Consider the following 13,748-nt stretch of genomic DNA (forward strand, 5'->3'; position numbering starts at 1 on the left):
ACCCGAAGGGGAAAGGATCGCCGCCGGCCGCCCGGTCAGGAGGTGGGGAAATTGTCAGCGGTGCGGATGCGCTCGCGCATGTACGCGCCGGACTCGGTGAGCACCGACGTCCCGCCGAACGAGCCGGACGCGCAGGTGCCCGGCCGCAGTGCCGCCGAGCCCTCGGGGGCGTCGGAGAGCGTCCAGTTCGCGTAGCTGATCTTCAACCGGTCGAGCAGGTCGAGCCAGGCGTTGCTGCTGGCGGTGTCGACAGCGCCGTCACCGGTGTACGTGACGGTGCCGAACTCGGTGACGAACAGCGGGAGCTGGCTCGCCGCCCGCTGCACCTCGTTGCGGTAGTTGTCCTTGTGCGACGCGGCGTAGAAGTGGAACGTGTACATGATGTTCTGCGCCCGCACCGGGTTGTTCACGATCTCGTCGGAGTTGCCGCCCTCGGACACGCCGAGCGAGGACCAGCCCCGGGTGCCGACGATGACCACCGCGTCCGGGTCGTTGGCCCGGATCACCGGGATGACCTGCTCGGCGTAGTCGCGGATGGTCGACCAGCTCACCCCGTTGGGCTCGTTGGTGATCTCGTAGATCACGTTCTTCTTCGCGGCGTTGCGCGCCGACACGTTGGCGAAGAACGTCTTGGCCCGGTCCAGGTTGTACATCGGGTCGCCGGGCGTCAGCGTGTGGAAGTCGATGAGGGCGTACATGCCCCGGGCCTCGGCCTTGTCCACGAGCGTGTTCACCTGGTTGGTGAAGCCGGCCGGGTTGGTCTCGTAGCCCTGCTCCTGCACGTACATGGAGATGCGCAGCAGGTCGGACCGCCACTCGTTCGCGAGTACGTCCAGCGAGGCGTCGGTGTAGCAGTTGGCGAACCACTGCAACCCGTGCGTGCTCATGCCGCGTAGCTGGATCGGCCGCCCGTACTGGTTGCAGAGGTTGACCCCGCACACCTGGAGCTGGCCGTTGATCGCGACCGGCGTGGTGCCGGTCGGCGGCGGCGTGGTGGGCGGGGGAGTGGTCGGCGGTGGCGGGGTGCTCGGCGGGGGCGTGCTGGGCGGCGGTGTGCTCGTGCCGCCGGTGCAGACGGTGCCGTTGAGCGTGAACGACGTGGGGTTCGGGTTCGAGCCGGTCCACGAGCCGTTGAAGCCGACTGTCGTACTCGCGCCGGTGCCGAGCGCGCCGTTGTAGTCCAGGCTGCGGGCGGTGACCGCCGAGCCGCTCTGCTGCCAGGTGGCCGACCAGCCCTGCACGACGCGCTGGCCGCCGTCGGGGAAGGTGAAGCCCAGCGTCCAGTTGCTCACCGGGTCGCCGAGGTTGCGCACCGCCACGTTCGCGGTGAAGCCGCCGGGCCAGGAGTTGGTGGTGTAGGTGACGGCGCAGCCGGTCGCCGCCATCGCGTCGGGCGAGGGCAGGACGGCCACCGCCGCCAGGGCGAGCGCGCCGACCGCGCCGCCGGCGAGCAGGTGCCGCCGGGACGGGCGGGGAATCGAGAACATGCGGGAAGGTCCCATCGTCTGGATGGTGATCGGACGGTGCCCGTCGTGAACCTGCCCGGAAAGCCCGACGCGGCGGCCTGGGGGAGCGCTCCCACGGCCGAGCGTAGAGGTGGATACCGATGCGTGCAACCGCCGCCGGTCAGCGGCCGCCGCGGCGCCCGCCGTAGAGCCGCAACGCGTTGCAGACGTCGTACACACCCGGCACGTCCCACGCCAGCTCGGCGGCGACCAGGCGCGTCTGCGGGTCGGCCACCAGGCCGGCGAGGATGACCACCCGGTTCTGCACGGTCACGGTGATCTGCTGCCGGCGGGTGGTCCAGTCGGCGCTGAGCCGCTGGGCGACGAGCGACGCGAGGCGGGTGTCCGCGTCGTCGGGCTCCGGCCCGCCGCCGGTGAACGGGAACTCGGGGTACGGCCAGGGCATCACCACGGGGAGGGCTCCTTCTGTTCGGTCAGGACCGGTCGCCGGGACGCGGGGCCCGGCGCCGGGACGCGGCCGTCGACGACAGTGAAGACGCCGTCGAGCCGCATGGTGTGCAGCACGGTGAGCACGAACCGCGAGGGGGACAGCAGGCCCAGTCGCCGGCCGTCGCGCCGGGCGTCCTGGTGCGCGCGCACCAGCAGGCTGAGCCCGGCGGAGTCGATCACCTCCAGGCCGGACAGGTCGACCAGCTCCATGTCGTCGCGCCGGGAGCGCTCGTCGAGGGCGCGGCGGACCTCGGTGGCCGGGGCGACGTCGTGGGCGGCCGGGGTGCCGCCCACCTGCTCCAGGTCCTCGGTGCCCAGGCCGTCGTCGGCGATGGCCGCCCGGGCGCTGCACCGGGGGCAGTGGTGCGGTCCGGACGCGAACGGCGAGCCGACCCAGTCGTGCTCGAACACGAGCGTCCACACCACCTCGGCGTCGGGCAGCGTGGCGCCCGCGCCGGTGACGCTGTCACCGCAGCCGTCGCAGATGAGCATCATCAGGTGGTCCGCGGGTACGACAGTCACACCTCCTCCTTCCGCCGGCCGCCCGTGCCGGCAGGGGTCTGCCCCTGGGCCTCCGGCCGGCCGGCGGCGACCACCGCCAGCACGACCGCCACGGCGGCGAAGCCGGTCTGCACCATCAGCGGCAGCACCGGCGATCCGTCGGTGCGGTGGTCCACCAGCCCGACCACGATCGCGCCGAGCAGCGCGGCCGCGACGCCGAGCGCGAGTGTCAGCCACACCGGGACGGCCTTGCGCCCCGGCAGGACGAGGCGTCCCAGCCCGCCCACGGCCAGACCAACCACGAGCGCTCCGACGAGCGTGCTGCCGGTCACCACTCCTCCTCAGCGTGATGCGGACGCGACCCGGGCCCGGCCGCGCGCGGCCGGACGGGGCGTGTCGACGACGGGTACGGCACCGAGCCCGGAGTTCTCCAGGATGCGCCGGATCCGCGGATGCGGACTGCTCAGCGTGAGCAGACCGCCCTGGCGCGCCAGCCGGCGGTGCACGTCCAGCAGCAGCGCGACGGCGGCGGCGTCCACATGGCGGCACCCGGCGAGGTCGATCGTCAGCTCGCGGGGCCGGAGCGCGAGGATGCGGTCCATCACGTGGGCGACCTCGGGCAGCCCGGCGAGGTCCAGCTCGTCGGTGATGTCCACGCGCACGTGCGGCACCGCGGACTCCGGCGGGGACGGCAGGCTGGCAGGCATCGGGTCGCTTCCGTGACGGGATCGGGTCAGCCCCCACTCTGCGCAGGGATCTTGGAGGTCACCGGACGGTTGTATGACGGTTCGATGACAAAAACCACGAACGGCCCACGCGATTGGGCGACCCGTGCCGCGCCGGTCATGATGCCCATATGACGGCCGTACTGGTGATCGAGGACGACGACCGCATCCGGCTCGCGCTGCAGCTCGCCCTGGAGGAGGAGGGCTACGAGGCGTACGGCGCGCCGACCGCGGAGGACGGCCTGCGCCGGCAGCGGGAGAAGCCGGCCGACTACGTGCTCGTCGACCTGATGCTGCCCGGCATGAACGGGTTCGACTGCATCCGCCAACTGCGCCGCGACGACGACGTGCCGGTCGTGGTGATCAGCGCCCGCGACGACACCCACGACATCGTCGCCGCGCTGGAGGCGGGCGCCGACGACTACGTGGTGAAGCCGGTCGCGATCAAGGAGCTGTCCGCCCGGCTGCGGGCGCTGCGCCGGCGCGTACGCACGGTGTCCGGGCCGGTGCCCGCCCAGTTCTTCGGCGACCTGGAGATCAGCGCGGAGGCCGGCGAGGTGCGGCGCTCGGGACAGCCGGTGCCGGTCACCCGCACCGAGTTCCGGCTGCTGTGCGAGCTGGCCGAGCACGCCGGCCGGGTGCTGTCGCGCCAGCAGCTGCTCAGCCGGGTCTGGGGTTACGAGACCGGCGACGAGCGGCTCGTCGACGTGCACGTGGGCCGGCTGCGGCAGAAGATCGAACCCGACCCGGCCAACCCGCGCCACCTGGTCACCCTGCGCGGCCTCGGCTACAAACTCCAGCGATGACCCGTCCCGGCCTGCGCGCCCGGGTCACCGCGGCGTTCGCCGTGGGGGCGTTGCTGCTGTCCGCGCTGATGGCCCTGTTCTCGTACGACCTGACCCGGCGCTCGCTGCTCGACGAGCGGGAGCGCACCGCGGTCCGGGCCGCCTACTACGACGCCGCCGTGGTCCGTTCCGGCCTGGACACCGGCACCCCGGACGTGGTGGCCGTGCTGCGCTCGCTCGACACCGGCAGTGCCCGCCGCCCGCTGCTGCACCTGCCCGACGGCTGGTACGCCCGTACCGCCGACGTGGGCGCCAGCTCGGTGCCGGTGGAGCTGCAACGGATGGTGGCCGACGGCAAGCCCGCGGTGCAGCGCATCCGGCTCGACGGGCAGCCCGCGCTGCTGGTGGGCGTGCCGCTGCCCGGCGCGCTCGGCTACTACGAGCTGACCTCGCTGCGGGAGGTCGAGGAGACGTTCCAGGTGGTGGGCCTGGCGCTGATCGCGGTGGCGATCATGGTCGCCGGTGCGGGCGCGGCGCTCGGCTGGTACGCCACCCGGCACAGCCTGCGGCCGCTCACCGCGGTCGCCGACGCGGCGGAACGGATCGCGTCCGGCGACTTCGCCACCCGGCTCGACCCGACCACCGATCCCGACCTGACCCGCCTGTCCAGCTCGTTCAACGAGATGGTCGACAAGCTGGTGCACCGCATCGAGCGGGACCGGCGCTTCGCCGCCGACGTGAGCCACGAGCTGCGCTCGCCGTTGCAGACCCTGGCCGCCGCCGCGAGCGTGCTCAACCGCCGCCGGGAGCACCAGGACGAGCGCACCGCCACCGCGGCGGGCCTGGTCGCCGACGAGGTGACCCGGTTCCAGCGTCTGGTCGACGACCTCATCCAGCTGGCCCGCACCGAGCAGCCGGCACACCGCGAGACGGTCGACGTGGTGGAGCTGGCCCGGGCCACCTGCCGGGAACGGTCGCTGCCGGAGAGCCTGGTGACCGTCGACGGCGACGCCCCGCGCCTGTGGTGGGTCGATCGGCGCCGGTTCGCCCAGACGCTGCTGAACCTGCTGGAGAACGCCGAGCGGTACGGCGGCGGGCCGGTCGCGATACGCCTCGGCGGGCGCGACGGCGTGGGCGTGCTGGAGGTCGACGACGACGGTCCGGGCGTGCCGCCCGGCGACCGCGAGATCATCTTCGACCGGTTCGTCAGGGGCCGGGCGGCGCACGACCGGGCCGGGACCGACGGCACCGGCCTCGGGCTCGCGCTGGTGGCGCAGCACGCCGCCGCGCACGGCGGTACGGCCGCGGTGCTGGACCGCGGGCCCGGCGCCCGCTTCCGGGTCGAGCTGCCCGGAGCGCTGCGATGAGCCGCCGGCGGCTCCTGCCCGGCCTGCTGGCGGCCGTGCTGCTGGGCGGCTGCGGGGTGCCGGTGGACGACGAGCCCCGCGTGGTGCAGACGCCGCCCGGCGCGTTCCCGACCCCCGCCGTGTCCTCGACCGCCGACGGGGACGGGCGGGTGGACGAGCCGTTCTGCTTCGTCCGCGACGACGGGCTGGTCGTGGTCAAGCGCCGGGTGGACGGGTTGCCCGGGGTGGACTCGCACCTCCAGCACCTGCTGGCCGGGCCGGACGGCGGCGAGCGCCGTCAGGGGCTGGCCACGGCGCTGCCGGGCACGGTGGCGGTGGCCGGGGCGACGCTGACCGGCACGCTGGCCACCGTCGACGTGCGCCAGGCCGGGGAGGAGACCGGCCGCAACGACGAGGTGCTCGCCTTCGGGCAGATCGTGTGCAGCCTCACTCAGCGGCCCGACGTGTACAGCGTGGCGTTCCGCCGGGACGGGCAGCCGCTGGAGGTGCCACGCGCGGACGGAAGCCTCTCCGCGCTGCCGCTCACCGCCGCCGACTACCGGCCACTGTTACCTCGCTAACGCCCTTCCTCGCTGCTCTGTCCGGATATGAACCGAAATCTCCATCGTCCGTTCGGTTGATTTGGCGGTGACCTTTGGTCTAGTGTGGCTGGCACGACCGGTGTGGGAGGCCACCCGTTCTCCGAGGACAGGAAGGGCAGCATGACCACGATGACCATGGCATCGACCGCGACCGAGGTGCAGCGCGCGCCGCAGACCGGTGAGGAGAGCCGCGCCAGTGAGCTGATCGCGGCGCTCGCCGCGCTGCCCGCCGACCACCCCCAGCGGGCCGCCCTGCGCAACCAGGTCATCGAGGCGTGGCTGCCGCTGGCGAACCACCTGGCCGCCCGCTACAGCGGTCGCGGCGAGCCGGCCGGCGACCTGGCCCAGACCGCGGCGCTCGGCCTGATCAAGGCCGTCGACCGGTTCGACGCCTCGCGCGGCGTCGACTTCGCCGGCTTCGCCATCCCGACCATCCTCGGCGAGATCAAGCGGCACTTCCGCGACCGCACCTGGAACATCCGGGTTCCGCGTCGCCTCCAGGAGCTGCGGCTGCGCATCTCCGAGGCCAACAGCACGCTGACCCAGACGCTCAACCGGGCCCCGACCGTCGCCGACATCGCCGCCCACCTCGACGTCACCGAGGAAGAGGTGCTGGAGGGCCTGGAGGGCGCCCGCGCGTACAACGCGGTCTCGCTGTCCACCCCGATCGGCGACGGCGACAGCGCCACCGAGCTGGGCGACACGCTCGGCACCGAGGACAACGAGTACGAGCTGGCCGACCTGCGCGCCTCGCTCGGCCCGGCGCTCGCCACGCTCGACGAGCGGGAGCAGAAGATCCTCACGCTGCGCTTCTACGGCAACCTGACCCAGAGCGAGATCGCCGCCCGGGTCGGTGTCTCCCAGATGCACGTGTCCCGGCTGCTCGCCCGCGCCCTGACCAAGCTGCGCGGCCAGCTCACCGAGGCCTGAGCCACCCGTACCGCGACCCCCGCCGGCCCGGCCGGCGGGGGTCGCGTCGTGTCACCAGCGCGAGGGCGGAGGCGGCGGCACCACGGGCGGCCGGTCGTCGCAGGTGATGGTGTTCGGCAGCAGCCACGACGCAAGCCAGCCGCCGTCGTTGCCGCCGAGGTCGGTCAGGCCGAACTCCGACCCGGCCGGGGTGAAGTGGAACGACCCGCAGTTGTTCACGCCGACCGCGCCCACGTTGCGGGCGTCGACGTTCGCGAAGCTCGCCCCGCCCGCCGTACGCGCGCTGACCACCGACGTCCCGGTGCCGTCGACCCGGATGTCGCGGAAGCGGACGTTGTCGATGCGGACGCTGTCCTTCACCGGCCAGTCGCTGACCAGCATGATCGCGTTGTAGGTGCTGTCCAGGTACGCGTCACCGCGCACCTCGATGTCCGCCGCGTCGATGCTGCGGTCCAGCGCGTAGAACCAGATCGCGCCGAGGCCGATGTTCCAGTTCAGGTCGTACGTGCCGGCCCGGACCGTGGTGTTGCCGGTGATCCGCAGCCGGCCGGTGAACGGCTCGGCCCCGAACCGGGAGCCCACCTGGATCGCGCTGCCCTCGCGTACCGGGTCGGCGATCAGGTTGTGCGCCACGGTGAGGTCGGCGCCGCCGTACAGCGCGATGCCGTTGGCGAGCACCGGCGACTGCACGGTGTTGTACGCGAACGTGTTCGACGCGTTCGCCGTGCCCTCCGACCACATGGCCAGCGCGTCGTCGCCGCTGTTGCGGACCACCGAGTTCGTCACCGACGAGTGCGTGACGCCGGTGTGGAGGTTCAGCCCGTCGGCGATCTGGTCCGCGATCACCGTGTTCGTGACCCGCAGGCCGGTCATCGGCCCGTCGAACCACATGCCGACCTTGGTGTGGTGCAGGTAGAGGCCGTCGATCGTGCTGCGGTTGAGTGCCCCGCCGACGGCGTTGACCTGGTCGGTGTCGATCCGCTCCCGTACGTCGCCCTCGATCGCGAAGCCGGACAGGTGCACGTCGCTGCTGCCGCCGTCGGCGGCGTCGCGGCCGTAGAAGCCGACGCCGGTGTGGCGGGAACCGTCGGGTGCCGGCGTCTCCAGCGCCACCTCGCGTCCCCGCACGACCGTGTACCAGCTGCCGGCCCCGGCGATCGTCACGTCGTCGACGACGACGTGCCGGTTGACCTGGTAGGTGCCAGGCGGCAGGTAGAGCGGGCGGTCCACCCGGCGGGCGTACGCGATGGCGCGGTCGAACGCGTCGGCGGACTCCCGCCGGCCGGTCGGATCGGCGCCGAAGGACAGCGCGTTCACCGCGCGGGGAACCGTCCGGGGCGGTGCGACGAGGTGCGCGTCCACCAGGTCGATCACCGTCCACGCGGCGGCCGTGCCGCGCGGCGCGGTCAGCCGGACCACCTCACCGGCCCGGTGGGTACGGCCGAGCAGCATCCGCTGCTCGTCGTAGAAGTGGTGCGGCCGGAACGGCTTGCCGATCACCGGCGCGGGCGTGGTGGCGGCCGGGACGCAGGAGCACTCGGTGATCCACCAGTCCGGGTGCAGCAGGTCGGCGCCGGGGTCGTTGGTGAACGGGTACTGGTTGTAGAGCCAGGCGTACTGCGAGGTCAGCGTCATGGTGCGCGGGGGCGTGTGCCCGACTGAGACCCGCAGCGGAGCGGTGATCCCGCCGCCGCCGGGCGCGTCCGGGATGCTGTAGCGCACGGTGAGCGCGTTCGTGGACCGGGGGAGCGTCAGTTCGACGTGCTGGCCGGGCAGCAGGCGCACGGCCCGGCGGCCGGACGCCTCACCGGCCAGTGTGTACGCCGACCGGTCCGGCCCGATCACGGTGCCGGTGGTGCGGCCGTGTTCCGCCTCCTGCTCGACGTAGTCCACCGTCGCGCCACGACCGGCGACGAGCGCGGGGTCGAGCCCGGCGCGGGTCACCACGGGGGCCGGTCCGCGCGGCGGGCCCGCCGCGGCGGCACCGGGTGGTGCGAGCAGGGCGGCGGCGACGACCGGCGCCGCGAGGATCCTCGGCACGCTCCGCGACATCGGAGCACCCACTTTCTCGGGGGAGGGGTGGCCTCGGCGGCGCAGGCCATCGACAAGGTTCCTCATGTTATTCCGGCGTCCTGTTGCCTTTCAAGCATCAATCTGCTCGCATCTTTCGGACCGGTAGGGCGCCCGGACGGCAAGACCTGACCGCTCCGGCTGTTCATTTCTTGCAAGAATCCGACGTACGATTGCGGCCGTGACGAAGCGCCTGACCGAGGTGGCCCGCAAGGCGGGTGTCAGCGAGGCCACAGTGAGCCGCGTGCTCAACGGCCGCGGCGGCGTGTCCGAGGCGACCCGGACCGCCGTGCTGACCGCCCTCGACGTGCTCGGCTACGAGCGCCCGACGAAGCTGCGCGGCGAGCGCGCCCGCCTGGTCGGCCTGGTGCTGCCGGAGTTGCAGAACCCGATCTTCCCGGCGCTGGCCGAGGTGGTCACCGGCTCGCTCGCGCAGCGCGGCTTCACCCCGGCGCTGTGCGCCCGCACCATCGGCGGCGTGCCGGAGTCCGGGTACGTGGAGATGCTGCTCGACCACCAGGTCAGCGGCGTCATCTTCGCCGGTGGCTCGTACGCCCTGGCCGACGCCTCGCACGAGCACTACCGGCGCCTGACCGACCGGGGTCTGCCGGTGGTGCTGGTGAACGCCGGTGTCGAGGAACTGGGCTTCCCGCGGGTGTCCACCGACGACGCGGTCGCCGTCGAGCAGGCGTACGGGCACCTGCGCTCCCTCGGCCACGAGCGGATCGGCATGGTGCTCGGCCCGGCCGACCACGTGCCCTCGCGCCGCAAGCTCGACGCCATGGTCCGGGCCGCCGGCTGGGGCGAGGACCGGTCCCTGGTGGAGCGGTCCAGCTTCTCCATGGAGGGCGCCCGGGTCGCCGCCACGAAACTGATCGAGCGCGGCGCGACCGGGATCGTCTGCGCCAGCGACGTGCTGGCGCTGGGCACCATCCGGGCCGCCCGCCGCCTGGGCTGCGCCGTACCGGCCGACGTGTCGGTGGTCGGGTTCGACGACTCGGCGTTCATGACCTGCACCGATCCACCGCTGACCACCGTGCGGCAGCCGATCGAGACGATGGGCCAGGCCGCCGTGGACCTGCTGGTGACCCAGATCGACGGCGCCGGCGTACTGCACGACGAACTGCTGTTCGAGCCCGAGCTGGTGGTACGCGGCTCCACCGCTCCCGCCCCTCGCCGCTGACCCGACCCTCTCCTGCCTCGCCCCGCGTCCATCCAGGACCCGGGGCCGGCCGTCGTTCCCCGGGGTGACACCGGCTCCGCGATCTGCGTGACCAAGTCGTGTTCTTGCGTTGTTGAGTCGGCATCTTGCTGTCGATGGTTCACGTCGTTACAGTGACTCCACTCACACCTGACCCGGGGCGCGGTTTCCGGAGGCAGGGCGCGCGCCGGTTGCCGTTCCACCACCGAGGCAGCCGCGCGGTCACCGCACATCAGTGAAGGCCATGGATACACCCGTTCCCGAAGGGATGGACAGATGTCCGTACCGCAGTATCGGAAGGTCGCGGCGCTCGCGCTCGCGGCCGGCCTCGGGCTCAGCCTTGCGGCGTGCTCCACCAAGAGCGACGACAGCAGCGACGCCGGCGGCAAGGTCACCATCACGGTCGACTGCCAGCCGGTCGGCGCGCAGAAGGAACTGCTGAAGAACTGGAACGACGACGTCGCCGAGTTCCAGCGGCAGAACCCGGACATCGTCGTCAAGAGCGTCAGCGTCGGCGAGCAGTGCAACAACCCGCCGGACTTCACCGCCCGCCTGGCCGGCGGCACCGTCACCGACGTGTTCTACGGCTACATGACCGACCTCCAGCAGGTGCTGGACTCCGGCCAGGCGATGGACATCGGCCAGTACGCCACGAAGGACACCATCCCCACCTGGGACAGCGTCGACCCGGCGCTCAAGGACGTCTTCACCGACGGCGGCAAGCTCTACGCCGTACCGGTGAAGAACTACTCGATGGGCCTGATCTACAACAAGGCGCTGTTCCAGCGGGCCGGGCTCGACGTGAACAACCCGCCGAAGACCTGGCCCGAGGTGCGCGCCGCGGCCAAGAAGATCTCCGCGCTCGGCGACGGCATCGCCGGGTACGCCGAGTACAGCGCCGGCAACACCGGCGGCTGGCACTTCACCTCGCTGCTCTACTCCCAGGGCGGCCAGGTGCTCAGCGCCGACGGCAAGAAGGCCGACTTCAACAACGCGATGGGCAAGCAGGTCCTGCAGAATCTCAAGGACATGCGGTACGGCGACAACAGCATGGGCAGCCGGCAGCTGCTCCAGTGGGGCGACCTGCTCACCAACGCCGGCGCCGGCAAGGTCGGCATGTTCATCGGCGCGCCGGACGCGACCCAGGCGATCGTCAGCCAGTTCCAGGGCAAGTACCAGGACTGGGCGATGGGCCCGCTGCCCGGCCAGGACGGCCCGGCCAAGGCGACGCTCGGCGGCGGTGAGGGCTACTTCTTCAAGAAGGGCCTGAGCCCGGAGCAGGTCAAGGCCGGCCTGAAGTGGCTCGCCTACCAGAAGCTGACCCCCGGCAAGGGCCAGTTCGACTACGTGCGCGCCAAGCCGCAGAACTACCCGGTCGGCCTGCCCCAGCCGCTGCTGTTCGCGAACGGCAGCGACGCGCAGAAGCAGGAACTGGAGCTGCGCAAGGCCAACGCCAACGTGGACACCACCAACTTCGCGGTCTTCGAGGCCAACCCGGTGCCGATCAAGGGCGAGCCGCGCAACGCCCAGGCCATCTACGCGGTGCTCGACGCCGCGATGTCCGGGGTGCTGACCAACCCGAACGCGAACATCGACGCGCTGCTCAAGACCGCCGAGGACAAGGTCAACCAGCTGCTGGCCGCGCAGAGCTGACCCGACCGGAGGTGGGGCCGGCGCACCGGCCCCACCTCCCCGAGCACCGCAGGAGTCGCCTTGGCGCTCACCACCGCCCCCGGCGCCACCCGCCGTACCGGCCCCGTCGCTCCGACGCCGTCGCGTACCGCCGGACGCCGCGCCGGCCTCGGCCGCAAGGTCCGCGACAACCTCACCGGGCACACGTTCCTCATCGGCGCGGTCGCCTGCTTCGCCGTCTTCTCCTGGTACCCGATGGTCCGCGGCGTCGTGATGAGCTTCCAGCGCACCCGCCGGGGCGAGACCACCTGGGTGGGCTGGGACAACTACAGCCGGATCATCGCCGATCCGAGCTTCTGGACCGCTTGGAAGAACACGTTCGTCTTCACCGGCCTGGCGCTGGTGCTCGGCTACCTGGTGCCGTTCTTCGTGGCGATCCTGCTCAACGAGCTGCGCCACGCCAAGGGCTACCTGCGGGTGCTGGTCTACCTGCCGGTGATGCTGCCGCCGGCGTCCGCGCTGTTCCTGTTCAAGTTCTACGCGTACGACCCGAGCGAGGCGGGACTGTTCAACGCGATCCTCACCGCTCTGGGACTGCCCACGTCGGAGTGGATGCAGTCGCCCACCATGACGATGCCGGCCATGGTGATCGCGTCGACCTGGATGAACATGGGCGGCGCGGTGCTGATCTACCTGGCCGCGTTGCAGAACATCCCCGGCGAGCTGTACGAGGCCGCCGAGATCGACGGCGCCGGGCTGTGGCGGCGCATCCTGCACGTCACGGTGCCGCAGACCCGGCTGATCCTGGCGCTGCTGGCGATGCTCCAGATCGTCGCCACCATGCAGCTGTTCATCGAACCGCTGATCCTCGCCAACGGCGCCGGTACGCAGGACTCGGCGACCTCCGTGGCGTACCTGATCTACCAGCACGGGTTCTTCCAGAACGACCTCAACGGCGCCGCCGCGCTCGGCGTGATCATGCTGGTGGTGCTGGCCGGGTTCTCCGCCGTCTACCTGCGACTGACCGCGAGACAGGACTAGGACATGGCCGCCGACCTCACCACCCGGACCCTCGTCTCCCACGCCCAGCTGCGGCGCGGTCGTGGCCGCGTCCTCTACTGGATCGTGCTGTCAGTGGTCGTGGCCGGGTTCACGCTGGTGTTCCTCGGCCCGCTGTACTGGATGGTCACCGGCGCGCTGAAGTCCGGCCAGGAGATCGCCCAGACACCACCGACGCTGTTCCCGCGCGACCCGCAGCCGGGCAACTACGTCGACGCCTGGACCAACCTCGACCTGGCGAAACTGCTGTTCAACACGTTCTACTACGCCACCGGGGCGGTGCTGTTCCAGCTCGTCCTCGACACCGCCGCCGCGTACGCGCTGTCGAAGCTGCGCCCGGTGCTGGGCAAGCTGATCCTCGGCATGATGCTGGCGACGCTGATGATCCCGGCGATGGTGCTGATCGTCCCGCAGTACGTGACGGTGATCGACCTGCCGATCGTGCACGTCAACCTGCTCGACTCGCCGTTCGCGATCTGGCTGCCGCTGGTGGCGAACGCGTTCAACATCTTCCTGCTGAAACGGTTCTTCGACTCCATCCCGGAGGATCTGATGGCCGCCGCCGTGATGGACGGCGCCTCCCCGCTGCGCACGCTCTGGTCCATCGTCCTGCCGATGTCGCGCCCGATCCTCGGCGTGGTGGCGATCTTCGCGGTGACGGCGGTCTGGAAGGACTTCCTCTGGCCGAAGCTGGTGATGCCGTCACCGGAGACGCGGACCGTCAGCGTCGGCATCTACGCCTTCGCCGGCGGCACGCCGATGAACGTGGTCATCGCCGCGTCGGTGATCGCCGCGATCCCCACCGTCGTGCTGTTCCTGATCTTCCAGCGCAACATCATGTCCGGCCTGACCACCGGCGGCCTCAAGGGCTGACCGGGCCCTCTCGGCTGCAACCCCGCAGCCGGCGGTGAGCCCGCCGCACGACCGCCGCAGAACCGACCC

14 protein-coding genes are annotated in these 13,748 nt (G+C 71.7%); 8 read left to right on the forward strand and 6 right to left on the reverse strand.

The window, feature by feature from the left end; all coding sequences use genetic code 11:
- Positions 1-35 precede the first annotated feature (35 nt).
- From GA0070562_RS29585 to GA0070562_RS29605, 5 genes are all read right to left on the reverse strand, one after another.
- Positions 36-1,487 (reverse strand): cellulase family glycosylhydrolase, encoded by a 1,452-nt coding sequence (locus tag GA0070562_RS29585; protein WP_091428138.1) that lies wholly within the window; start codon positions 1,485-1,487, stop codon positions 36-38.
- Between the two features lie 139 nt (positions 1,488-1,626).
- Positions 1,627-1,917, reverse strand: coding sequence for a BON domain-containing protein (locus GA0070562_RS29590; protein ID WP_091428140.1), 291 nt, complete (start codon positions 1,915-1,917; stop codon positions 1,627-1,629).
- The gene (locus GA0070562_RS29595; protein WP_091428142.1) at positions 1,911-2,477 is read right to left on the reverse strand and encodes an STAS domain-containing protein; all 567 of its coding nucleotides are present in this window, start codon (positions 2,475-2,477) and stop codon (positions 1,911-1,913) included. Before GA0070562_RS29595 ends, GA0070562_RS29590 begins: the two co-directional genes overlap by 7 nt.
- A complete protein-coding gene (locus GA0070562_RS29600) occupies positions 2,474-2,788 on the reverse strand; it encodes a hypothetical protein (RefSeq protein ID WP_091428209.1) in 315 nt (104 codons plus the stop codon). The genes GA0070562_RS29595 and GA0070562_RS29600 overlap by 4 nt, the downstream gene beginning before the upstream one ends.
- A 9-nt stretch (positions 2,789-2,797) precedes the next feature.
- On the reverse strand, positions 2,798-3,163 hold the full coding sequence (locus GA0070562_RS29605; RefSeq protein WP_091428145.1) for an STAS domain-containing protein: 366 nt from the start codon (positions 3,161-3,163) through the stop codon (positions 2,798-2,800).
- A gap of 149 nt (positions 3,164-3,312) precedes the next feature.
- Here GA0070562_RS29605 and GA0070562_RS29610 point away from each other — a divergent pair, with 149 nt between their 5' ends.
- The 4 genes from GA0070562_RS29610 (at position 3,313) to GA0070562_RS29625 (ending at position 6,844) form a co-directional block, all read left to right on the forward strand.
- On the forward strand, positions 3,313-3,987 hold the full coding sequence (locus GA0070562_RS29610) for a response regulator transcription factor (protein WP_091428148.1): 675 nt from the start codon (positions 3,313-3,315) through the stop codon (positions 3,985-3,987).
- Positions 3,984-5,333 (forward strand): sensor histidine kinase, encoded by a 1,350-nt coding sequence (locus GA0070562_RS29615; protein WP_091428150.1) that lies wholly within the window; start codon positions 3,984-3,986, stop codon positions 5,331-5,333. The genes GA0070562_RS29610 and GA0070562_RS29615 overlap by 4 nt, the downstream gene beginning before the upstream one ends.
- Positions 5,330-5,893, forward strand: a complete 564-nt coding sequence (locus GA0070562_RS29620) for a GerMN domain-containing protein (RefSeq protein WP_091428152.1) — start codon at positions 5,330-5,332, stop codon at positions 5,891-5,893. The genes GA0070562_RS29615 and GA0070562_RS29620 overlap by 4 nt, the downstream gene beginning before the upstream one ends.
- Before the next feature lie 141 nt (positions 5,894-6,034).
- Complete coding sequence (locus GA0070562_RS29625) at positions 6,035-6,844, forward strand: SigB/SigF/SigG family RNA polymerase sigma factor (protein WP_091428154.1); 810 nt, start codon at positions 6,035-6,037, stop codon at positions 6,842-6,844.
- A gap of 51 nt (positions 6,845-6,895) precedes the next feature.
- Here GA0070562_RS29625 and GA0070562_RS29630 read toward each other — a convergent pair whose 3' ends face one another.
- A complete protein-coding gene (locus GA0070562_RS29630) occupies positions 6,896-8,896 on the reverse strand; it encodes a glycosyl hydrolase family 28-related protein (RefSeq protein ID WP_217493449.1) in 2,001 nt (666 codons plus the stop codon).
- Positions 8,897-9,095: 199 nt separating this feature from the next.
- Between GA0070562_RS29630 and GA0070562_RS29635 the strand changes: the two genes are divergently transcribed.
- From GA0070562_RS29635 to GA0070562_RS29650, 4 genes are all read left to right on the forward strand, one after another.
- Complete coding sequence (locus GA0070562_RS29635) at positions 9,096-10,097, forward strand: LacI family DNA-binding transcriptional regulator (RefSeq protein ID WP_091428158.1); 1,002 nt, start codon at positions 9,096-9,098, stop codon at positions 10,095-10,097.
- A gap of 294 nt (positions 10,098-10,391) precedes the next feature.
- Positions 10,392-11,768 carry an ABC transporter substrate-binding protein gene (locus tag GA0070562_RS29640; RefSeq protein ID WP_091428160.1) on the forward strand — a complete coding sequence of 459 codons (1,377 nt, stop codon included), beginning with the start codon at positions 10,392-10,394 and terminating at the stop codon, positions 11,766-11,768.
- 60 nt (positions 11,769-11,828) lie between these two features.
- Positions 11,829-12,788: a carbohydrate ABC transporter permease gene (locus GA0070562_RS29645; protein ID WP_091428163.1), complete on the forward strand. Its 960-nt coding sequence runs from the start codon at positions 11,829-11,831 to the stop codon at positions 12,786-12,788.
- Between the two features lie 3 nt (positions 12,789-12,791).
- Positions 12,792-13,679: a carbohydrate ABC transporter permease gene (locus tag GA0070562_RS29650; protein WP_091428165.1), complete on the forward strand. Its 888-nt coding sequence runs from the start codon at positions 12,792-12,794 to the stop codon at positions 13,677-13,679.
- Positions 13,680-13,748 lie beyond the last annotated feature (69 nt).

Source organism: Micromonospora tulbaghiae, from assembly GCF_900091605.1.
Classification (GTDB): domain Bacteria; phylum Actinomycetota; class Actinomycetes; order Mycobacteriales; family Micromonosporaceae; genus Micromonospora; species Micromonospora tulbaghiae.

Bases quoted from the DNA above. Each gene is read 5' to 3' on its own strand.
- GA0070562_RS29610 (WP_091428148.1), top strand. From the start codon at position 3,313: ATGACGGCCGTACTGGTGATCGAGGACGACGACCGCATCCGGCTCGCG.
- GA0070562_RS29650 (WP_091428165.1), top strand. From the start codon at position 12,792: ATGGCCGCCGACCTCACCACCCGGACCCTCGTCTCCCACGCCCAGCTG.
- GA0070562_RS29615 (WP_091428150.1), top strand. From the start codon at position 3,984: ATGACCCGTCCCGGCCTGCGCGCCCGGGTCACCGCGGCGTTCGCCGTG.
- GA0070562_RS29625 (WP_091428154.1), top strand. From the start codon at position 6,035: ATGACCACGATGACCATGGCATCGACCGCGACCGAGGTGCAGCGCGCG.
- GA0070562_RS29620 (WP_091428152.1), top strand. From the start codon at position 5,330: ATGAGCCGCCGGCGGCTCCTGCCCGGCCTGCTGGCGGCCGTGCTGCTG.
- GA0070562_RS29605 (WP_091428145.1), bottom strand. From the start codon at position 3,163: ATGCCTGCCAGCCTGCCGTCCCCGCCGGAGTCCGCGGTGCCGCACGTG.
- GA0070562_RS29585 (WP_091428138.1), bottom strand. From the start codon at position 1,487: ATGTTCTCGATTCCCCGCCCGTCCCGGCGGCACCTGCTCGCCGGCGGC.
- GA0070562_RS29640 (WP_091428160.1), top strand. From the start codon at position 10,392: ATGTCCGTACCGCAGTATCGGAAGGTCGCGGCGCTCGCGCTCGCGGCC.
- GA0070562_RS29630 (WP_217493449.1), bottom strand. From the start codon at position 8,896: ATGTCGCGGAGCGTGCCGAGGATCCTCGCGGCGCCGGTCGTCGCCGCC.